Annotated in this window: 19 protein-coding genes; 6 read left to right on the forward strand and 13 right to left on the reverse strand. The window is 64.2% G+C overall.

Translation table 11 applies throughout. The features are described from left to right. Positions 1–10: 10 nt before the first annotated feature. Positions 11–502 (forward strand): DUF4174 domain-containing protein, encoded by a 492-nt coding sequence (locus EP867_RS08170; protein ID WP_128488018.1) that lies wholly within the window; start codon positions 11–13, stop codon positions 500–502. A 75-nt stretch (positions 503–577) separates the two neighbouring features. Here the strand turns inward: EP867_RS08170 and EP867_RS08175 are convergent, their stop codons facing one another. The 6 genes from EP867_RS08175 to EP867_RS08195 all read right to left on the reverse strand — a co-directional run bounded on the left by EP867_RS08175 (position 578) and on the right by EP867_RS08195 (position 5,930). Continuing rightward, positions 578–2,581 (reverse strand): acetyl-CoA carboxylase biotin carboxylase subunit, encoded by a 2,004-nt coding sequence (locus tag EP867_RS08175; protein ID WP_128488020.1) that lies wholly within the window; start codon positions 2,579–2,581, stop codon positions 578–580. A gap of 116 nt (positions 2,582–2,697) precedes the next feature. After that, positions 2,698–2,949, reverse strand: a complete 252-nt coding sequence (locus EP867_RS08180; RefSeq protein WP_128488022.1) for a hypothetical protein — start codon at positions 2,947–2,949, stop codon at positions 2,698–2,700. A gap of 193 nt (positions 2,950–3,142) precedes the next feature. Then, complete coding sequence (locus tag EP867_RS08185) at positions 3,143–3,550, reverse strand: hypothetical protein (protein ID WP_128488024.1); 408 nt, start codon at positions 3,548–3,550, stop codon at positions 3,143–3,145. 99 nt (positions 3,551–3,649) lie between these two features. Continuing rightward, a complete protein-coding gene (locus EP867_RS20435; protein WP_267900258.1) occupies positions 3,650–3,784 on the reverse strand; it encodes a hypothetical protein in 135 nt (44 codons plus the stop codon). 193 nt (positions 3,785–3,977) lie between these two features. Continuing rightward, positions 3,978–4,376 carry a DUF6497 family protein gene (locus tag EP867_RS08190; protein ID WP_128488026.1) on the reverse strand — a complete coding sequence of 133 codons (399 nt, stop codon included), beginning with the start codon at positions 4,374–4,376 and terminating at the stop codon, positions 3,978–3,980. A gap of 21 nt (positions 4,377–4,397) precedes the next feature. Further along, positions 4,398–5,930, reverse strand: a complete 1,533-nt coding sequence (locus EP867_RS08195; RefSeq protein WP_128488028.1) for an acyl-CoA carboxylase subunit beta — start codon at positions 5,928–5,930, stop codon at positions 4,398–4,400. 305 nt (positions 5,931–6,235) lie between these two features. On the opposite strand from EP867_RS08195, the gene EP867_RS08200 reads away from it, so the two are divergent. After that, positions 6,236–6,631, forward strand: a complete 396-nt coding sequence (locus EP867_RS08200; RefSeq protein WP_164888804.1) for a GIY-YIG nuclease family protein — start codon at positions 6,236–6,238, stop codon at positions 6,629–6,631. 54 nt (positions 6,632–6,685) lie between these two features. On the opposite strand, the gene EP867_RS08205 is transcribed toward EP867_RS08200, so the two are convergent. Beyond that, positions 6,686–8,002, reverse strand: a complete 1,317-nt coding sequence (locus tag EP867_RS08205) for an enoyl ACP reductase FabMG family protein (RefSeq protein WP_128488032.1) — start codon at positions 8,000–8,002, stop codon at positions 6,686–6,688. 229 nt (positions 8,003–8,231) lie between these two features. Between EP867_RS08205 and EP867_RS08210 the strand changes: the two genes are divergently transcribed. From EP867_RS08210 to EP867_RS08225, 4 genes are read left to right on the forward strand one after another with little or no spacing between them, the layout of a single operon-like run. After that, positions 8,232–10,334, forward strand: a complete 2,103-nt coding sequence (locus EP867_RS08210) for a hydantoinase/oxoprolinase family protein (RefSeq protein ID WP_128488034.1) — start codon at positions 8,232–8,234, stop codon at positions 10,332–10,334. Beyond that, positions 10,324–12,315: a hydantoinase B/oxoprolinase family protein gene (locus tag EP867_RS08215; RefSeq protein ID WP_128488036.1), complete on the forward strand. Its 1,992-nt coding sequence runs from the start codon at positions 10,324–10,326 to the stop codon at positions 12,313–12,315. The genes EP867_RS08210 and EP867_RS08215 overlap by 11 nt, the downstream gene beginning before the upstream one ends. Then, a complete protein-coding gene (locus EP867_RS08220; RefSeq protein ID WP_128488038.1) occupies positions 12,308–13,003 on the forward strand; it encodes a VOC family protein in 696 nt (231 codons plus the stop codon). Before EP867_RS08215 ends, EP867_RS08220 begins: the two co-directional genes overlap by 8 nt. 5 nt (positions 13,004–13,008) lie before the next feature. Continuing rightward, positions 13,009–14,289 (forward strand): NAD(P)/FAD-dependent oxidoreductase, encoded by a 1,281-nt coding sequence (locus tag EP867_RS08225; protein ID WP_128488040.1) that lies wholly within the window; start codon positions 13,009–13,011, stop codon positions 14,287–14,289. A gap of 34 nt (positions 14,290–14,323) precedes the next feature. Here the strand turns inward: EP867_RS08225 and EP867_RS08230 are convergent, their stop codons facing one another. Genes EP867_RS08230 through EP867_RS08255 form a run of 6 tightly spaced genes read right to left on the reverse strand, consistent with a single transcriptional unit; the run spans position 14,324 to position 19,668 of the window. Beyond that, positions 14,324–15,178, reverse strand: a complete 855-nt coding sequence (locus EP867_RS08230) for a polysaccharide deacetylase family protein (protein WP_128488042.1) — start codon at positions 15,176–15,178, stop codon at positions 14,324–14,326. A 6-nt stretch (positions 15,179–15,184) separates the two neighbouring features. Then, positions 15,185–16,165, reverse strand: a complete 981-nt coding sequence (locus tag EP867_RS08235) for an ABC transporter ATP-binding protein (RefSeq protein WP_128488044.1) — start codon at positions 16,163–16,165, stop codon at positions 15,185–15,187. Further along, entirely contained in the window at positions 16,162–17,133 is a 972-nt protein-coding gene (locus tag EP867_RS08240) for an ABC transporter ATP-binding protein (RefSeq protein WP_128488046.1), read from the reverse strand. Before EP867_RS08240 ends, EP867_RS08235 begins: the two co-directional genes overlap by 4 nt. 9 nt (positions 17,134–17,142) lie before the next feature. Beyond that, positions 17,143–17,988: an ABC transporter permease gene (locus EP867_RS08245; RefSeq protein ID WP_128488048.1), complete on the reverse strand. Its 846-nt coding sequence runs from the start codon at positions 17,986–17,988 to the stop codon at positions 17,143–17,145. Between the two features lies 1 nt (position 17,989). Beyond that, the gene (locus tag EP867_RS08250; RefSeq protein WP_128488050.1) at positions 17,990–18,916 is read right to left on the reverse strand and encodes an ABC transporter permease; all 927 of its coding nucleotides are present in this window, start codon (positions 18,914–18,916) and stop codon (positions 17,990–17,992) included. Next, on the reverse strand, positions 18,913–19,668 hold the full coding sequence (locus EP867_RS08255; protein ID WP_164888805.1) for a GntR family transcriptional regulator: 756 nt from the start codon (positions 19,666–19,668) through the stop codon (positions 18,913–18,915). The genes EP867_RS08250 and EP867_RS08255 overlap by 4 nt, the downstream gene beginning before the upstream one ends. Positions 19,669–19,671: the final 3 nt, after the last annotated feature.

A 19,671-nucleotide genomic window follows, 5' to 3' on the forward strand; every position in this document is an offset into this window, starting at 1 on the left:
TGTGTGAAGCATGAGACATGCGCTGAAATTCACATTCGTTTTCCTGGCCGCCCTTGGCCTCAGCCCGCTGCGCGCTGAGACCCCGGTTGAGGCTCCGGTTGAGAGCCCGATTGAGGCCCCGGCTGCGGTCCCCTCTCCGGCCGGACCCTTCGCCGCCGCAGAGATAGCGCTGAGCGAACAGCAGTATAACACCCGGCCGCTGGTGGTTTTCGCCGACAGTGCCGACAACCCGCAGTTTCAGCGCCAGCTGCATCTTCTGCAGGCAGGTCTGGGCGATCTGGCCGAGCGTGACGTGGTGGTCATTCTCGACACCGATCCGGCAGCCGCCTCTGAATGGCGTCGCCGCCTGCGCCCGAGCGGGTTTTCGGTTGTGCAGCTCGACAAAGATCTGACGCCGGTGTTCCGCAAACCCTCTCCTTGGGATGTGCGCGAAATCACCCGTGCCATCGACCGTCTGCCCTCGCGCCGCCAGGAAGTACTGGAGCAGTTTCCGGGGCGCTGAACCGCGCCCCGGCCGATGCCCCGCTGCGCCGGTCCTGACAGGGTTCAGGATCAGATCCGGCGCAGGTGCCATGGCTTATTCGAACTCCATGATCACTTCATCGACCTTCAGGCTGGCGCCGGGGGCCGCGTTGATCTTTTTCACCACGCCTTTGCGTTCGGCCCGCAGGATGTTTTCCATCTTCATGGCCTCGACGGTGGCCAGCGCCTGACCCTCCTGAACCTCATCGCCTTCGGCCACGTTGATCTTCACGACCAGACCCGGCATCGGGCAGAGCAGGAACTTCGAGGTGTCCGGCGGCATCTTCTCGGGCATCAGCTTCGCGAGTTCCGCCGCGCGCGGGCTGCGCACCGCGACCTTCAGATCGGCCCCGCGCAGACGCATGCGGAAGCCCTGCGGGATCTCGGCGGTTTTGATCACCACCGGCTCGCCGTTGACCTCTGAGCGGGCAAGCTGCTGACCCGGCGTCCAGTCCGAGGTGACGCGCAGATCTTCGCCGCCCTCAAAGCTGACGGTTGAGCCGTCCCTGTCGGCCTTGATGGTGACCGGGAAATCCTGACCGGCCAGGCTCACCACCCATTTGTCGCCAACGCGGCGCTGGTGGTTGTCCATGGTGCCCGAGATTTTCGTGCGGCGAATCTCGGCCACGCGGTTCATCGCGGCAGCCACGGCGGCGACCTTTTTCAGATCCGCCTCCGACAGCGTCGCGCCCTGGAAGCCCTCAGGGTATTCCTCAGCGATGAAGGCGGTGGTGATATCGCCCGAGACGAATTTCGGGTGATCCATCACGGCGCCCACGAAGGGCAGGTTGTGACCGATTCCTTCGACCTCAAAGGTATCGAGCGCGATGCGCATTTCCTCGATCGCCTGCGCGCGGGTCGGTGCCCAGGTGCAGAGTTTGGCGATCATCGGGTCGTAATACATCGAGATCTCGCCGCCCTCATAGACGCCGGTATCATTGCGCACCACGCCGCCACGGGTGGTCTCACCTTCCACCGGCGGGCGATAGCGGGTCAGACGGCCGATCGAGGGCAGGAAGTTGCGGTAGGGATCTTCGGCGTAAAGGCGACTCTCCATCGCCCAGCCGTTGATCTTCAGATCTTCCTGTTTGAAGGGCAGCGGCTCGCCATTGGCGACGCGGATCATCATCTCCACGAGATCGATGCCGGTGATGAGTTCGGTGACCGGATGTTCCACCTGCAGACGGGTGTTCATCTCGAGGAAGTAGAAGTTTCGGTTGCCGTCGACGATAAATTCCACGGTGCCCGCCGAGGTATAGCCCACGGCTTTCGCCAGCGCGCAGGCCTGCTCGCCCATGGCTTTGCGGGTGGCCTCATCAAGGAAGGGCGAGGGCGCTTCTTCGATGACCTTCTGGTTGCGGCGCTGGATCGAGCATTCGCGCTCATGCAGATAGACGCAGTTGCCGTGTTTGTCGGCGAGCACCTGAATTTCGATGTGGCGCGGCTGGGTGACGAATTTCTCGATGAAAATCCGGTCGTCGCCGAAGGAGTTGCGCGCCTCATTCTGCGACATCTCAAAGCCTTCGCGGGCTTCCTGCTCGTTCCAGGCGATGCGCATGCCCTTGCCGCCGCCACCGGCAGAGGCTTTGATCATCACCGGATAGCCGATCTCGCCCGAGATCTTCACCGCTTCCTCAGCATCGGCGATCAGACCCATATAGCCGGGAACGGTGTTCACACCGGCGTCCTGGGCGATCTTTTTCGAGGTGATCTTATCGCCCATGGCTTCAATGGCGGGCGAGGGCGGGCCGATGAAGACCACGCCTTCTTTTTCGAGGGCAGCGGCGAAATCCATCCGCTCGGACAGGAAGCCGTAACCGGGGTGGACGGCCTGTGCGCCGGTCTGGCGGATCGCATCCATGATCTTATCGATCACGATATAGGACTGGTTGGCCGGAGGCGGGCCGATGTGGACGGCTTCATCAGCCATCCGCACATGCAGAGCGTTGCGGTCAGCATCGGAATAAACGGCGACCGTTTTGATCCCCATTTTCCGCGCGGTCTTAATCACGCGGCAGGCAATCTCGCCCCGGTTCGCGATCAGGATCTTCTCAAACATGTGTCCTCCTTGGTGTGCTCTGGCGGGAGCACGAAATAAAAAGACCCCCCGCAGCCAAAGCTGCGGGAGGCCCGAATTGAGAAACGTCAGACGCGCAGGCGTCTGCGTTCAAATGCTTAGTAGCAGCTGCCGGTGACAGCGCAGGAACCGCCGCCCACGACTGCGCCCATGAGCGCGCCCTGGGTTTTCGAACCACCGGTTGCACCGGCGATGAGAGCGCCGGCAGCAGCACCACCGACGGTGCGCACGGCTGCACTGTTGGTCGGTGCGTTGTTGTAGCCCTGGTTGCCGTAGCCATAGCCCTGCTGCTGAACGCAGCCGGCGAGGCCAAGAGCGAGGACCGGAATGAGAAGGAATGATTTACGCATGAGAGACTGCCTCGACAGGTTGTTGTCTGAGGCGAGATTACTGCGTCATTCTGACCAAAGAAAGAGCGTCGTGGGGAAATCCGCCGATCCCGCAGCGCGCTCACGAAGCTGTGCGCAAAGAGGCGCGAAAAGCGCCCGGCTGCCGGAGCGCGGCGCGGGGAGGCGCTGTGCAGAAAACCGGCAGCCGGAGACGTCATTCGTCGTCCTCGTCGTCGTAGAAGTCGTCCTCATCATCCCAGGCGTCTTCCGCAGGCGTCTCAAAGACAGCCGGGAAAGAGGCGCGGGCGCGGGCGACGTCGATTTTCAGCATGGCCTCATAAGAGGCGGGATCGAACGGATCTTCTGCGGGAACGACTTCGCGGCCAAAAAGCCAGGACAGGCGTCCGGCATCCAGGTTGCCACGCTCAAAGGGCTCTTCGCCGAAATGGTCCCACAGGGCCTTCAGGAAGCCTTCATCTGCGCGCAGATCGGCCTTCGCACGGTCTTTGTACCGCTCGCGACGGATGATCTTGGTGGCACCACCTTTGTGGTTGGCGCGGCGGATGACGAATTGATAATCCGTGCTGGGCAGACGCCCGGGGAAACCACGGTGTTTCAGCATGTTTTGCCTCCTGTAACGATACGCAGGAAGCGCGGCTCTGCCCGAAGCCAAACCCCGGGCAGGCCATCGCCTGCCCGCGGGCCGTAATCTGAGATCAGATTATTTGTATTTGCCGGTGTAAACCGGTTCTGCCGGAACCGGCTCAGTGACGTAGACCGGCTCTTCTTTTTTTGCGCAGGCAGCGATGAAAGCAACGAGCGACAGCGCGACGACGGCGCGAACGGTTTTGGACATGGACTGCTCCTGTTATCCTGGTGGTCCGGGGCCTGTTGACCCGGATGAGAGATGATTACCACGGCGGATATGCCGCCGCCAGCGCCGAGCATAACGCCAAACCGGGTATTCCCGCACACATTTCCTGCGCAATTTGCGCTCTGTGGCTGCCCTGCATCACCGGACAGGCGGAAATCTTCCTGGCGGGCGCCCATCAGAACTGCTCCCAGAGGCAGGCGTCGCCTTCGATGCTGAAAGCCTCAAAGAACTGAGTCGCATCCGGAGTGATTTCACCGAAGGTGACCGGAATATCCGAGAGCGACACAATGATCTGCTCGGGCAGCGGACCGGTACCGGTCGTCACCCGTGGCAGAGCAAAGCTGTTGCAGAGATATTCCATATCAGCGCTGGCCGTTTCAAAGGGGATGGTACCGCCCTCGCGCGCGATGGCGGGGGCGATGAAGCGGAAGCGGGCGCTGAGCCCCATGGGACCGGGCTGGTTCAGGATCACATCCTGAAGCGTCACAGCCTGTCCCGAGGGGACGGGGATCAGCTCCTGCCCGGTGACGGGCAGGGCGGATCCCAGCAGAAAGACAATGGCAGCTGCCCGCATAATACCCTCTCGGTTGTCAGATCAGAGAGGGATATTGTCGTGCTTTTTCCAAGGGTTCACGAGCTTTTTGTTGCGCAGGCTGGCGAAGGCGCGGGCCACGCGGCGGCGGGTCGACTGCGGCATGATCACCTCATCGATGAAGCCGCGCTCTGCCGCCACGAAGGGATTGGCGAAGCGGTCTTCATAATCTTTGGTGCGCGCGGCGATCTTTTCTTTATCCGCCAGTTCCGAGCGGTAGAGGATCTCAACCGCGCCTTTCGCGCCCATCACTGCGATTTCTGCAGTGGGCCAGGCGTAGTTGAAGTCCCCGCGCAGGTGCTTGGACGACATCACGTCATAAGCGCCGCCGTAAGCTTTACGGGTGATGACGGTGACTTTCGGCACGGTGGCTTCGCCATAAGCAAAGAGCAGCTTCGCGCCGTGCTTGATGACGCCGCCATATTCCTGCGAGGTGCCGGGCAGGAAGCCGGGCACGTCCACAAGCGTCAGGATCGGGATCTCAAAGGCATCGCAGAAGCGCACGAAACGCGCCGCTTTGCGCGAGCTGTCGATATCAAGGCAGCCTGCCAGAACCATCGGCTGGTTGGCCACCACACCCACGGTCTGGCCTTCCATGCGGATGAATCCGGTGATGATATTGCCGGCAAAATCTTTCTGGATCTCAAAGAAGTCGCCTTCATCGGCGATCTTCGTGATGAGTTCCTTCATGTCATAGGGCTGGTTCGGGTTGTCCGGGATCAGGCTGTCGAGGCTGGGCTCAACGCGCTTCGGATCGTCAAAGAAGGGACGCACCGGCGCTTTTTCGCGGTTGTTGAGCGGCAGGAAGTCGAAGAGACGGCGGGTCTCAAGGATGGCTTCCACATCGTTCTCATAGGCGCCGTCAGCGACCGAGGATTTTTTCGTATGGGTCGAAGCCCCGCCGAGTTCTTCGGCCGTCACCACCTCATTGGTCACCGTTTTGACCACATCGGGGCCGGTGACGAACATGTAAGAGCTGTCTTTCACCATGAAGATGAAGTCGGTCATTGCGGGGCTGTAGACCGCACCACCGGCACAGGGGCCCATGATGAGCGAGATCTGCGGCACCACGCCCGAGGCGGTGATATTGCGCTGGAAGACCTCAGCATAGCCCGCGAGAGAGCCCACGCCCTCCTGAATGCGCGCGCCGCCCGAGTCGTTCATGCCGATCACCGGGGCGCCGTTCTGCAGCGCCATATCCATGATCTTGCAGATCTTCTGCGCATGGGTCTCCGAGAGCGAGCCGCCAAAGACGGTGAAGTCCTGCGAAAAGACATAGACCTGACGGCCGTTGATCGTGCCCCAGCCGGTGATGACGCCATCGCCTGCGGGGCGGTCGTTTTCCATGCCGAACTCGGTCGAGCGATGGGCGACGAACATATCGAACTCTTCAAAAGAGCCCTCATCGAGCAGCAGATCAATCCGCTCGCGCGCGGTCAGCTTGCCCTTGGCATGCTGCGCGTCGATCCTGCGCTGGCCGCCGCCGAGGCGGGCCGCGGCGCGGCGGTCTTCAAGCTCCTGCAGGATGTCTTTCATCGCATGTCCTCCGAGTGGTCCGGTTGCAACCATAGGGCAGGGCAGGGGTGCGACAAAGTGGTTTCCGGCAAATTTGCAAATAAGTTGCAGCACAGACTGTGCGAATTGAAAATTTGCGAATACTTCCGGCGTCCCGCTTTGCTAAGCGTCAGCCATGTTTGCGGTTTATCCGCCGATGTTCCTCTCTGTTCCCGAAATGATCTGGTATTTTGCTCTCGATTCAGGCAGTTATAACGCTACGCCCGGTTAACCAGTGCAGCCCGCCCGCCATGAAACGCAAGACCCCCAAAAAGAAGCCGAGGCGGATGCCCGAGCATCAGTGGGTCTATATCATGTCCAATGACTCCATGCCGGGGCTTCTGAAGATCGGCATGACCACAACCAGCCCGCAGCAGCGCAACCGCGAACTGGGCTCTGCCACCGGGGTGCCAACGCCCTTCCGGCTGGAATATTCGCTCGAGGTCAGCAATGCCCGCCGGGTTGAGCAGGTGATCCACAAGGAACTCTCGGCCTATCGGGTGAACCGCCGGCGCGAGTTTTTTGAGATCGATCTCAAGGATGCCATCCGGCGGTTGAAATCGGTCGCAAAGCCGCGCCGCCTGCCGCTGCATGGCCCGGCTGTCGTTCTCAGCTATGGCTTTGAGCTGGTGACGGCGGTGGTCGTGCTCTGGCTCTTTACCGGCTGGTGGTTCGCCTATTGAGCAGCAAAAAGCCCCGGCGCGGCGGCCGGGGCTTTCGTTGGTTCTGCCTGAAGATCAGGCGTTGTCTTTGATCAGCTGCTTTGCAACCACATCGTGGTTCAGCCAGAGCACCGGGCCTTCCGGATCGGAGGCCGCGCCGAAGATCAGCCTGCCGGTGGCGTTGAGCACATGGTGGCTCAGCGCGTCCGAGACCAGCACCTTCAGGTCCTTATGCAGGTTCACGATGTCCTGCGAGGTGCCGATGGTCTGCTCGGCCTGTCCGGGGCTGTTGGGCATCGGCCAGGCTTCGAAGTTGTAATAGGGCTGCATCTCGGGCGAGCTCTGGAAGTCGCGCACTTTCTGCAGCAGATCTTCCAGCGCAACGCCGTCTTTCAGCAACGCCTGGCATTCCGCCCAGACCGCATCGGCAAAAGCACCGCCCTGCTCATGGCGCAGCGCATCCAGCAGCGGCAGGAGCGAGAGTTCCAGACCCGCGAAAACATCCGAAGAGTTGGTGCGGATTTCCGGGCAGTTGAAGACCGAGGCTTTAATGCCCTTGTCCCAGGCCGCTTTGGCGAAGTTCTCAAGGCGCATTTTGGCATAGCCCTGAGTGTAGTTGGTATAGGTCTGCCATTTGTATTCGCCATCGATCAGCACCGAGGTGCCGTGATAGCCATAGGCGGTGTAGCGGACCTGAGCACCCGAAGCCTCAACCCGCTCACGGATTTTCGACGAGGCTTCCAGCAGATAGCCAAAGGTATTGGCCGAGACTTCATCGAAGTTCTGCAGGATCAGCTTGCCCAGATCGCTGTCGATCAGTGCCTGGCTCGACATGTGGCGCGCGCCGCGGCCCTTGTAGATGCGGTTTGCGATCACCAGGAAGACTTTCGCCTTCGGGATGCCACCGGCCATGGTATGGGCGAAATAGACATTCTTGCCCGAGGGGATCAGGGCATCAATCTGCTCCATCACCTCCGCCAGGGCGGTCTTGAAGCGGGTCTGGCCCAGCTGGCGGCATTTTTCGATGTGATCGAAATCGAGCTTTTCGTCCTGCCAGGTGTCCACGGTCAGCGCGTTCACCAGATCGGTGGGCGTCGGCTCGCCCGCCGGGGCGTCGAGATCAAAGCCCGCCATCAGCGGGACGTTGATGATTTTGCCGCCCAGGTTGGCTTCAGCCGTCGCCAGTTCTTCGTCGGTCAGTTTGCGCAGAGTGTTGTTCTCGTCGCGACGGCCAACGGTGATACCGATGATGGTCATGCCTGCGGCTTTGGCTTCATTGACGAGGCCGGTGGCATAACCACGGCCAAAAAGTTCGCCAAACAGCACGAAGACGTCGCCCTGGCCGAAGAGAGTGTTCTCCTGCAGGGTTTTTTGCGGGACAGGTTGTTTCATCTTTTCCTACAAAGGCTGTCGTTTGCGCGCGAAGGTAAAGGGAAGTGCCGCGCGGTGCCAGTGGTTATTGCACCGCAGGGGGTGACGCAGGGGAAACGACGGGCTGTCCTGCGGCTGATGCAGTCTGTGGCAGGCCGCAGTTTGATTGACAATCCGGGTAAAAATATCGCTTTTAGCGTTAAAATTCGGAGCGGCCCGGCAGGTTCGGGCATAAGGCTGAGAGGGTGAGATGGCTGAGGCATCAGGGCAATTGCCGGAAGGGCGCGGCGTCCGTGTCGGAATTGACGTCGGAGGCACATTCACCGACTTCGTGCTGCATGATCCTGTGGGCGGGCGGCTGGTCTTTTTCAAAGAGCCCTCCACCCCGGATGAGCCGTCGCGCGCGCTGTTGCAGGGGCTGCACACGCTCCTGACCCGCGAGGGGATTGCCTTTGATCAGGTCGGCGCGCTGATGCATGGCACGACCATCGGTCTGAATGCCATCATTCAGCGTAAAGGCGCTAAAATCGGGCTGATCGTCTCCCGCGGGTTTCGCGATATTCTTGAGATCGCCCGCTGCCGGATGCCCTCCTCCTTTGATCTGCATGCTGACAAAGAGACCCCCCTGGTGCCGCGTGAGCGGGTGCTGGAGCTGAACGCGCGGCTGAACTCTGACGGCAGTCTCGCTGCCGCCCCCGAGGCCGGGGAAATCGCCGCGCTGGGCGCGCAGCTTCGGGCGATGGATCTCGATGCCGCCGCGCTGGTCACCGTGAACGGCTATCTCGATCCGGCCTTTGAAGAGGGGCTGGCCGCGCAGATTGCCGAAGTCTCGGGGCTGGAGATTTCCGCCGCCGCCGTGATCTGGCCTGAGATCCGCGAATATGAACGCGCGCTGGTCGCCTGCCTCAATGCCTATATCCAGCCGCTGATGCATCGCTATTTTGACGGGCTGATTGCAGGTCTGTCGCAGATGGGCGTCACTGCGCCGGTGCTGGTGACGGCCTCCAACGGCGGCTCGCTTTCCGTGGCCTCTGCCCGGGCGCGGCCGGTTGAGACGGTGCTCTCTGGCCCCGCCTCGGGTGTCATGGCCGCCGTGCGTCTGGCGGAAGCGGCGCGGGCGGCGGGCGATCTGACGGGCCAGGGGATCGTGACCTTTGACATGGGCGGCACCTCCTCAGATATCGCCATTGCCGGGGGCGCGACGCCGGAACTGGCAACCCGCACCGATATTGGCGGTCTGCCGCTGGTGCTGCCGGTGGTCGATGTCTCGGCCATTGGCGCGGGCGGCGGCTCGGTGGTCTGGGTCGATCCGCATGGTCTTTTGAAGGTCGGCCCGCAGAGCGCGGGGGCGGCACCGGGTCCGGTCTGCTACGGACGCGGTGGCACGGCCCCGGCGGTGACGGACTGCTATCTGACGCTTGGCTATATTGATCCGGCAGGGTTTCTTGGCGGGCGGATGCAGCTTGATGCGGCGGCGGCTGAAGCGGCGCTGGCGCAGATCGGCGCAAAGCTTGGCTATGAGGGCAGCCCCCGCGACGTTGCCGCCCGCACGGCAGAAGGGGCGCTGGCCGTCACCACCGCAGGCATGGCCAGCGCGCTTTACAAAACTCTGGCCGAGCGCGGGCTGGACCCGCGTGGCTTTGCGCTGATGCCCTTTGGCGGGGCGGGGCCGACCCATGCCAGCCGTCTGGCCGAAGAGACCGGCATCCGCCACGTCATCGTGCCCCCCGCTGCAGGCACCTTCTGCGCCCAAGGCGCCGCCGGGGCCGATCTGCGCCGCGATTTCGTGCGCAGCTTTCGCCTTGATGTGACGCCGGCTCTGACCGCGCCCCTGAGCGCCGCCTTTGCCGCGCTCGAAGGCGAAGCCGCCCTCTGGCTCGATGCGGAAAACGGCACCGCGCGTCCGCGCCGTTTTGAGCGGGCTGCCGATATGCGCTATCACGGCCAAGCCTATGAGCTGCGCGTGCGTCTCGACGACGATCTGAGCGCTGAGGCCGCCCGCGCCGCCTTTGAGGCTGAGCATAAGCGCATCTACGGCTTTGCAGACCCGGAAGGGCGCATTGCCATCGGAACCATCCGCCTTGCGGCCATTGGTCCTGCTGATCCGCTGCTGCCGCCGAAGCTGACGTCCGGCGCAGAGGCTGCCCCCAAAGGTCATCGTCCGCTCTGGCTCGGGGATCGCTGGCATGAGGCCGCGGTCTGGCGGCGTGCCGCCCTTGCGCCGGGGCTCAGCCTCAGCGGTCCTGCCGTGATAGAGCAGGACGATACCACCACCATTCTTCTGCCGGGCTGGACCGCCCGTGTGGATGAGGCCGGAAACCTGCATCTCGAAAGGCTCACCGATGCAGCTTGATCCCGTTACCCTTGAGATCCTGAACAACAAAGTCGCGGCCATCACGGAAGAGATGTGCCTGACGCTGCAGCGCACGGGTCGCACCCTCTACGTCAAAGAGACCGCCGATTTCGCCTGTGCGCTGGCGGGGGCCGACGGCCGCTTCTTTGCCTATCCGCGCTCGATCGGGGTGTCGGGCTTTGTGGGGCTGGAATGCGCGCCGACCATCGCGGCGGTTGAGGCGATGACGGGGCCTTTGCAGCCTGGTGATGTCATTCTGACCAATGACCCTTACCTCTCCAAAGGGCTCGCCACTCATCTGCCCGATCTGCATATGATCGAGCCCTATTTCCACGAGGGCCGGATCGTCGCCTGGGGCTGGTGCTTTGTGCATTGCTCGGACGTGGGCGGGCGTGTGCCCTCCTCCATCTCGCCCATGAACACCGAGATCTTCCAGGAAGGTCTGCGCATTCCCCCGGTGCGGCTGATGCGCGGCGGTGAGATGGTGCCGGAGGTACGCGCTTTCCTTGATGCGAACTCCCGCACGCCTGAGGCCAATATGGGCGATATCCGCGCCATGCTGGCTGCTCTCGCTGCCGGACGTCGCCGGGTGGAGCAGGTGGTGGCGCAGCATGGCGCGGATGTGGTCGTGCAGGCCTCTGTTGATCTGGTGGCGCTGGCGGGCAAAAAGGCACGCGCTGTCATCGCCTCAATGCCTGAGGGCGAGTACAGCTTCTCGGATTATCTTGACGATGATGCGGTCAGCGATCTGCCGGTGCGGCTGGCGCTGAAGATGACGCTGAAAGACGGCGGCGTCTGTCTGGATTTCACCGGATCGGACCCGCAGGTTCAGGCGGCGATGAATATCCCCTCGCACGGGCGGCCGCATTCCTGGCTGACGCTGCGCGTGCTGGCGCTGGTCTCCACGCTCGATCCTTCAGTGCCGCTGAATGCGGGGCTGCTGGATCCGGTCTCGATCATCGCGCCGGAAGGCACCATCGTGAACCCCCTGATGCCTGCGGCCACAGGTGTGCGCCATGCGGCGGCAGTGCGGGTGAATGATCTTCTGAACGGGGCCTTCGGTCTGGCGCTGCCTGAGGCGCTTCCGGCGGCCTCTTCCGGCACCATCATCCCGGTCGTGGTGACCGAGCCGGACGGGCGCGGCGGGCGCAATGTGCAGGTGGTCGAGCCGATGATCGGCGGCACCGGCGGGCGCTTTGGTCACGACGGTGTGGACGGGCGCGACAGCGGTATCTCAAACCTTGCCAATAACCCGGCTGAGACGGTTGAGGCGGAACTGGGCGTCACCTTCCTCAGCTACGCTTTGCGGCCTGACAGCGGCGGGGCCGGGCAGTGGCGCGGCGGCGCGGGCATGGCGCTGAGCTTCCGGATTGATCGCGAGGGCTCCTTCGTGCTGGCCCGCGGGATGGAGCGTCTGAAGTTCCGTCCATGGGGCCGCGAAGGCGGACGCCCCGGTGCGCCTGCCGCGCTGATCGTGAATGAGGGCCGCGCCGATGAGCGCCGCCTTGGCAAGATCGATATGCTGCCCGTGAAACGCGGCGACACCGTGACCTTCCTGACGCCTGGTGCGGGTGGCTATGGCGACCCGATGGCGCGGGACCCGGAGGTGGTTTTGCGCGATGTCGCCGCCGGGCTGGTCAGCCCGGAGGCCGCGCTGGGCGACTACGGCGTGGTGATCCGTGAAGGCGCGGTTGACGCCGCTGCGACCGCTGCTGCCCGTGCCGCAGCCCGCCCCTCGGAGGGCCGCATCGATTTCGGACCGGAGCGGCGCCACTGGGATGCGGTGTTCCCGGCGGATCTGATGGACCGCTTCAACGCGGCGCTTCTCTCGCTTCCGGCCGGCACCCGCAGCAGCCGGCGCAGCCGCGCTCTGCGGGCAGCCCTTTCGCTGCTGCCTGAGGGCTTCCCGCAGGTGGCCGCTTCAGCCGGGCAGGCTCAGGCCGCACGCGCGGCCCTGGAAGAGGAGATGGCCCATGGCTGACACTGCGGTTTTTAACCTGCCGGTCGATCATCTCGTGGCCCTTGTGCCGGATCTGGAGGCCGCGGGCGCGGCCTTTCGGGCGGCGGGCTTCACCACGACCCCGCTCGCGCACCACAGCGCGGCCATGGGGACGGCCAATATCTGTGTGATGTTCGGAAATGGCTATCTGGAACTGATGGGCATCGTCACTGAGACCGAGGCCAATGCGGGCTGGCGCAGCCTGCTGGCCCAGGGTCCGGGGCTGCGGGGCGTGGCCTTTGAAAGCCAGGATATCGCGGCCACGCATCACGCGCTGGAACAGGCCGCGCTTGCGCCTGAGCCGGTTCGCCATTTTGCGCGAAACGTGCCGGAGGGGGAGCTGCGTTTCTCGATCACCCGCCTCTCGCGCGAGATCACGCCGGGGCTGCAATGTCTTTACTGTCAGCACCATACCCGCGACCTCCTTTGGCTGCCGCATCTGATGCAGCATGACAATCAGGCGGTTGCGATGCTTGGTGCCTGCCTTCCGGATGCGGCCTCTCTGGCACCGCTGCAGGTGCCCGATCTGCTGGCGGCAGAGGCGCTTTTGCCGCTGACGGCAGGGCCGTCGGCACTGACACTCTCGCTCACTGGGGGCGCGGCCCCGCCCTCAGAGGCCGCGCTCGCCGGGGTTTTTGCGATCTCGGGTCTTTCCCTTCAGTTCCGGTGATGCCTATGCCCTCATGGCCCGATACCCCGCCCTCACCGCTCTGGCAGCGCCTGTCGCGTGAGAGCTTCACTGCCCCGAAACTGACCGAAGCCACCCGGGCCGATGCCGTCGTGGTCGGCGGCGGGATCACCGGACTTTCGACCGCGCTGTCGCTGCGCGAGCGCGGGCTGAGCGTCATCCTGCTGGAGGCGGTCACCATCGGTGCCGGTGCCTCTGGTCGTGCCAATGGTCAGGTCATCGGGACGCTGACCCGCATGCCGCCCGATCAGATCCGCGAAAAGATCGGCCAGCCTTTCCTTGATCTGGTGGCAGGCTCAGCCGACCGGCTCTTCGCGCTGGTGGAGCGGTTCAACATCGATTGCGATGCGCGGCGCAGCGGCTGGCTGCAACCGGCCCACAGCGCGGGCCGCGCAAAACGCGCCGCAGGGCTTGCAGCGGGCTGGGCGCGGGCCGGGGCCGACACCCAGGCGCTCAGCCGCGAGGACGTGACCGATCTGATCGGCGCACCGGGCTATCAGGGCGGCTGGCTGCACCGGGGTGGGGGGCATATCAACCCCTATGCCTTCACGCTCGGCCTTGCCCGTGGCGTCGCAGGCGAAGGCGTGCAGATCTTTGAGCACTCTCCCGCCCTCGGCCTTCAGCGCGCGGGAGAGGACTGGCGCGTCACCACGCCTGAGGGAGAGGTCCGCGCCCGCTATGTGGTGCTGGCCACCGCCGCCCATACCGGCGATCTCTGGCCCGGGCTGGCTCAGAGCCTGGTGCCGGTCACCTCCTATCAGACGGCAACCGCGCCGCTCGGGGCGCTGGCCGATCAGATCCTGCCGGGGGATCAGGCCTTTTCAGACACCCGTCAGGATCTGCGCTATATGCGCAAAGACCGCGAGGGGCGTCTGGTGTCAGGCGCGGCGCTGGCGGTGCAGATAGGCGCGAAGTTCCGACTGCCGCGCGCGGTGCGCCGCCGTCTGGGGGAGCTGTTCCCCGCGCTGTCAAAGGCGCAGATGCCGGAATTCTGGGGCGGGCGCATCGGCATGACCACCGACCGGCTGCCGCATCTGCACCGCACCGATGACGGGCTTGCGGCCTTTGTCGGCTGCAACGGGCGCGGGCTCGGGCTTTGCTGCGCCATGGGGCCTCTGCTGGCCGATGCGGTCACCGGTCTGCCGGAGGAGGACCTGGCGCTGAAGCCGCAGCCGATCCGCCGGTTGCCGCTCCATTTCTTCGTCAAACGTTTTGCCCGGATGATCCTGCCCTGGCTGCGCTGGCAGGACAGCCGCGAGGTGAAATGACAAAAGCCCCCGGTGTCAGGCCGGGGGCTTTTTGCTAGGGACCGGCGGGGGCCGTGGGACTGGCCTGCCAGTGATGTTTTTCGCTGAGGCTGTTGTGCCAGTCGGCAAGATCACAGGCCCGCGCGATCCAGGCCCCCGGGGTCTCGCGCACTTCTGCCAGCAGGGTCTCCAGAACCTTCAGGCGATGCGCGCGCGGGGTGATATAGTCATGCACCGTCAGCATCAGCAGGCCGCCGAAGTCCTGCAGCCCGCGCCATTCCTGCTGCCAGATCTCCAGCACCTGCGCGGGGGCGAAGGGCGGGGCCAGATCCCCGCCGCCGCCTAAGAACTTCCAATAGACCGCGTCATCCATGGCCCATTGCACCGGAATTTCCGTCACGCCGCCGATCTGATAGGGATGATCGAAGCCCGAGAGAGAACTGTCGTAAAGCCCGAGCCGCTGCACCTCAGCCAGCATATGCGGCGTCATCTCCCAGGCCGGAGAGCGAAAGCCCCGGGGGCGCTGGCCGGTCTGACGGTGAAAGAGGTCAAGCGAGCGCTCCAGCGCCTCGGAAAACTCTGCATCGCTGATTTCGGTGACGAATTCATGAAACCAGCCGTGCAGCCCCACTTCATGCCCGCCCGCGATCAACCGGGGCAGCAGATAAGGATGCGCTTCAGCCACCGCGCCTGGCACATAGAAGCTGCCCCTGATGTCAAAACGTTCAAGCAGATCCAGCACCCGCCAGATCCCCTCGCGCAGGCCAAAGCGGCGCTGCTCCAGATGCGAGAGGTAAAGCGGCCCGCTGCGGTCGCGGTTGATCCAGGCCCAGGGGCTGTCGCTGTCGACATCCATCGAAAAGACGAAGGCCGCGCGTTTCCCCTCGGGCCAGGGATAGGGCTGATGCATCGCGGCTCAGCCCGGTTCGCGCAGATGGCAGGCCAGCTCCGTGCCTTTGCTGCCCTGGTGCAGCGCGGGCATCGACAGGCGGCATTCCTCAGCGGCGATCGGGCAGCGGGTGGAGAACACGCAGCCGGGCGGCGGATTGGCGGGGCTGGGCAGATCGCCGCTCAGAAGGATGCGGCTGCGCCGCGCGCGGGCACCCGCTTCGGGCAGGGGCACGGCTGAGAGAAGCGCCTGGGTATAGGGATGGCGCGGATCGGCAAAAAGCGCCTGTGTGGGGCCGCTTTCAACGATTTTTCCCAAGTACATCACCGCCACGCGGTCCGCGAAATGGCGAACGACGGACAGGTCATGGCTGATGAAAAGATAGGCCAGCCCCAGCCGCTTTTGCAGATCAAGAAGCAGGTTCAGGATCTGCGAACGGATCGATACATCAAGCGCCGAGACCGGCTCATCGAGCACCAGAAGCTTCGGCTCAGCCGCAAGGGCGCGCCCGATGACCAGACGCTGGCGCTGCCCGCCGGAAAATTCATGCGGCCGGCGTGTTGCGTGATCGGGATGCAGGCCCACCAGGCTCAGCAGTTCCGCCACCCGCTCGCGGATCGCCGCTGCACTCAGATACCCTTGGGCTTCGAGCGGCTCTGCCAGCGACTGGCCCACCGTCATCTTCGGATCAAGCGCCGAGACGGGGTCCTGCCAGACGACCTGCATCTTTGCCGCCAGCGCCCGGCGCTCTGCCGTGGTGGAGGCTGAGAGGGCCTCGCCCTCAAACCTCACGCTGCCTTCCGTGGGGCGGGTCAGGCCGAGGATCGCATTGCCGAGGGTGGATTTGCCGCAGCCCGATTCCCCTACCACCGCCAGGCTTTCGCCGGGGTTCAGCGAGAGGGAGACACCACTTACGGCCTTTACTTCGCCGACCTGACCGCCCCAAAGGCCGCCGCGGATCGGGTAGCGGACGTGAAGGTCACGGACCTCAAGAAGCGGCGCAGTCATCGGATCTCTCCCACACGGTCAGAATGCCAGCAGGCGGCGCGGCCCCCCGAGGGCGAGGGGATCAGCGCCGGGGCCTTGAGGCAGGCCGCATCCGCCAGCGGGCAGCGCGGCGCATAGCGGCAGCCCTCAGGCCATTTGCCGATGTCCGGAACACGGCCTTCAATCACCGGCAGCAGGGTCTGTGGCGGGGTATCAGCGCGCGGAATGGTGTTGAGAAGCATCCGCGCATAGGGGTGACTTTGGGCTGTGAAGAAAGGCTCGGCTGCGTTTTCTTCGACGATATTGCCGGCATACATCACCGCCACCCGATCAGCGGTTTCCGCCACCACACCCATATCATGGGTGATGAGCAGAATGGCGGTGCCCGTCTCATCGCGCAGCCGCAAAATCAGATCAAGGATCTGCGCCTGGATCGTCACATCGAGCGCCGTCGTCGGCTCATCTGCGATCAGCAGGCGCGGGCGGCAGATCAGCGCCATGGCGATCATCACCCGCTGGCACATGCCGCCCGACAGCTCAAAAGGATATTGCTTCGCGCGGGTGGCAGGGTCGGGGATGCCCACTTCGGCCAGCATCGCCAGCGCCTCTGCCGCCGCTTCGCGTTTCGACAGGCCCCGGTGACGGATCAGGCTTTCGGCCACCTGACGCCCCACCGGCATCAGCGGATTGAGCGAGGCAAAGGGCTCCTGGAAGATGATCGACATCTCACGCCCGCGCAGATCCAGCATCTCGCGCTCGCGCAGGCCCGCAAGCTCACGCCCGTTCAGCTTCACCGAGCCGCCCGCGATCCGCGCGACCTCCGGCAAAAGCCCCATGATGCCAAAGGCGGTCAGCGATTTGCCGCAGCCCGATTCCCCCACCAGCGAGAGAATCTCTCCGGGGTGGATGGCGAAGGTGACATTTTCGACCACCGGCTGATTGCGGATCTCAATACGCAGATCGCGAACGTCAAGAATTGGGTCTGACATAAGCGCTCCTTACCGATGACCGGTCTCGATGCGGTCGCGGAAGTGATCGCCGATCACATTCACCGAAAGCACCAGAAGAAAAAGGCAAAGTCCCGGGATCGTGGCGATCCACCAGGCCTGAGCCACATAGTTTTTACCCACCGCCAGCATGGAGCCCCAGCTTGCGGTCGGGGGCTGCACGCCCAGACCCAGGAAGGAGAGCGAGGCCTCAAAGAGCACCATCAGCCCGAATTCCAGCGTGGCCACCACGATCAGCGCACCCGCGATATTGGGCAGGATGTGGCGCAGGATGATGCGGGGCTGCGAGACGCCGCTGAACTGCGCCAGCCGCACGAAGGCCGCGCTGGAGAGGCTCAGGGTCTGGCCGTAGGCCACGCGGGCATAGCGCGGCCAGCGGGTGAGGGCGAGGACCACCACCACATTGGTCAGGCTTGGCCCGATGATCGCCACCGAGATGATCGCCAGCAGCAGGGCCGGGACGGAGAGCACGATATCGGCGGCCCGCATGATCAGCGTCTCCACCCAGCCGCGGCGGGTGCTGGCAATGACGCCCAGAAGCGTGCCGACAACGCCTGACAGGATCACGGAACTGAAGGCCACCAGCAGCGAAACCCGGGCCCCGTAGATCACCCGCGACAGGATATCGCGGCCGATCTCATCGGTGCCCAGCAGATAGAAATTGCCGCGCGATTCAAAGCCCGGCGCTTTCAGCCGCGCCATCAGGTTTTGCGAGGCCGGATCATGGGGCGCGATCAGCGGCGCAAAGACCGCGACCAGCACCAGCAGCACCATGATCAGCAAAAAGGGCAGCAGCATCTTATGCGTGCGGGCGCTGGCAAGAAGTGAAGATGCCATCTCAGCGGCCCCCCGTCACACGAATGCGCGGATCGATCAGCCCGTAAAGCAGATCCGCAATCAGGTTGAGCAGAATGGCCGTGACCGCGCCCAGCATCACGATCCCCTGCACCAGAGTGAAATCCCGCGCATTGATCGCCTGAACGGTCAGCTGGCCCAGACCCGGCCAGGCAAAGACGCTTTCGACCACCACAGCCCCCGCCAGCAGGTTGGCGATCTCAAGCGCCGAGATGGTCACCAGCGGAACCGAGGCATTGCGGCTGATGTGGCGCAGCAGAATGGTGAACTGCGACAGCCCCTTCGAGCGGCCCGTGCGGACATAGCCCTTGCCCAGTTCCTCCAGCACCGCGGTGCGGGTGACGCGGGCAAAGGTCGCCATGGACAGGATCCCAAGGCTGATCGCGGGCAGGATCACCGAATCAAAGCTCCGCGCTCCTGAGGGGGGCAGCCATTTCAGCCAGACCGCGAAAATCATGATCAGAAGGATCGCAGACCAGAAGGTCGGCAGCGACTGTCCGGCCAGCGCAAGCCCGGTTGCGGCCCGGGCCTCAGCCCTGCCGCGCCGCATCGCCATAATGACGCCCAGCGGAATGCCGATGCCGCAGGCCACCACAAGTGCCCCGGCGGCCAGCCCGAGGGTATAGGGCAGGCGGCTTTTGATCAGATCCCAGACCGGCACGTTCTGCACGATAGACTGGCCCAGATCAAAGCGCAGCAGATCGCCTAAGTAGGCCAGATATTGCACCATCAGCGGGCGGTCAAATCCAAGCGCCACCCGCATCCGCTCAATATCCGCCGCCGAGGCATCCTGCGGCACCAGCAGCAGAACCGGATCGCCCGAGAGGCGCTGCAGAAAGAAGATCAGCGTCATGACGCCGAGAATTGCGATCAGCGACTGCAGCAGGCGCCGGGCAAGAAAAAGGATCATGAGGTCACCTGAGCGGCGCGGCGGCGACGGGCAGGGGCGGGACGGCCGCTCTGCACCCGGGCACCGGATTCGAGAAAGCGCTCGAGAAGCCAGGTCTCCAGCGCGCGGTTGGCAGCTTGAAGATGCTCCAGCGCCTCATTGCGGCGGCCCTCCGTCAGGGCCTGAACAAGGCGGGCGCGGGGGGCCGGCGTATAGCGGACCGGGCCGGTGTCTTCAAAAAAGTTCACCAGCCGGACTGAGCGGTCCCAGAGATCATTCAGCCAGCCCTGCACCATGGGCATCGACAGCGCCTCTGCCACGCTTTCGATGATCTCGCGCTCTGCGGCGCGGATGGCGGCAGAGCCGGTCGGATCATCATCAAAGCGCTGCATCAGTGCGGCGTGGCGACCCGCCAGGGCGGCCAGCTTTTCGCGGGCCAGCTCATCGAGCGTGGCGGTGGTCAGGATCGGCTCCAGATGGCGGCGGGCGGCGCAGACTTCGCGGATCTCGGGGGCCGAGACCGGGGTGACGCGCCAGCCGCTGCGGGGGCTGGAAGACACCAGGCCGCTTTCCTGCAGCGCCCTGAGGGCCGCGCGCAACGCGCCGCGCCCGATGTCAAAATCGCGCGCCAGAACCACCTCTGAGAGCCGCGCCCCGGGGGGCAGCACGCAGGAAACGATCGCGTCGCGCAGGATGCGCGTCGCCTGCAGGCTGTCGCCTGTCGCGGGAGAGGCCGGAGCCTCTGGCGTGGTGTGATCTGGTATCTCAGTCATGTT

It is taken from the genome of Falsigemmobacter intermedius, assembly GCF_004054105.1.
In the GTDB taxonomy this organism is placed as follows: Bacteria; Pseudomonadota; Alphaproteobacteria; order Rhodobacterales; family Rhodobacteraceae; genus Wagnerdoeblera; species Wagnerdoeblera intermedia.

Bases quoted from the DNA above. Each gene is read 5' to 3' on its own strand.
- EP867_RS08170 (WP_128488018.1), top strand. From the start codon at position 11: ATGAGACATGCGCTGAAATTCACATTCGTTTTCCTGGCCGCCCTTGGC.
- EP867_RS08175 (WP_128488020.1), bottom strand. From the start codon at position 2,581: ATGTTTGAGAAGATCCTGATCGCGAACCGGGGCGAGATTGCCTGCCGC.
- EP867_RS08180 (WP_128488022.1), bottom strand. From the start codon at position 2,949: ATGCGTAAATCATTCCTTCTCATTCCGGTCCTCGCTCTTGGCCTCGCC.
- EP867_RS08185 (WP_128488024.1), bottom strand. From the start codon at position 3,550: ATGCTGAAACACCGTGGTTTCCCCGGGCGTCTGCCCAGCACGGATTAT.
- EP867_RS20435 (WP_267900258.1), bottom strand. From the start codon at position 3,784: ATGTCCAAAACCGTTCGCGCCGTCGTCGCGCTGTCGCTCGTTGCTTTC.
- EP867_RS08190 (WP_128488026.1), bottom strand. From the start codon at position 4,376: ATGCGGGCAGCTGCCATTGTCTTTCTGCTGGGATCCGCCCTGCCCGTC.
- EP867_RS08195 (WP_128488028.1), bottom strand. From the start codon at position 5,930: ATGAAAGACATCCTGCAGGAGCTTGAAGACCGCCGCGCCGCGGCCCGC.
- EP867_RS08200 (WP_164888804.1), top strand. From the start codon at position 6,236: ATGCCCGAGCATCAGTGGGTCTATATCATGTCCAATGACTCCATGCCG.
- EP867_RS08205 (WP_128488032.1), bottom strand. From the start codon at position 8,002: ATGAAACAACCTGTCCCGCAAAAAACCCTGCAGGAGAACACTCTCTTC.
- EP867_RS08210 (WP_128488034.1), top strand. From the start codon at position 8,232: ATGGCTGAGGCATCAGGGCAATTGCCGGAAGGGCGCGGCGTCCGTGTC.
- EP867_RS08215 (WP_128488036.1), top strand. From the start codon at position 10,324: ATGCAGCTTGATCCCGTTACCCTTGAGATCCTGAACAACAAAGTCGCG.
- EP867_RS08220 (WP_128488038.1), top strand. From the start codon at position 12,308: ATGGCTGACACTGCGGTTTTTAACCTGCCGGTCGATCATCTCGTGGCC.
- EP867_RS08225 (WP_128488040.1), top strand. From the start codon at position 13,009: ATGCCCTCATGGCCCGATACCCCGCCCTCACCGCTCTGGCAGCGCCTG.
- EP867_RS08230 (WP_128488042.1), bottom strand. From the start codon at position 15,178: ATGCATCAGCCCTATCCCTGGCCCGAGGGGAAACGCGCGGCCTTCGTC.
- EP867_RS08235 (WP_128488044.1), bottom strand. From the start codon at position 16,165: ATGACTGCGCCGCTTCTTGAGGTCCGTGACCTTCACGTCCGCTACCCG.
- EP867_RS08240 (WP_128488046.1), bottom strand. From the start codon at position 17,133: ATGTCAGACCCAATTCTTGACGTTCGCGATCTGCGTATTGAGATCCGC.
- EP867_RS08245 (WP_128488048.1), bottom strand. From the start codon at position 17,988: ATGGCATCTTCACTTCTTGCCAGCGCCCGCACGCATAAGATGCTGCTG.
- EP867_RS08250 (WP_128488050.1), bottom strand. From the start codon at position 18,916: ATGATCCTTTTTCTTGCCCGGCGCCTGCTGCAGTCGCTGATCGCAATT.
- EP867_RS08255 (WP_164888805.1), bottom strand. From the start codon at position 19,668: ATGACTGAGATACCAGATCACACCACGCCAGAGGCTCCGGCCTCTCCC.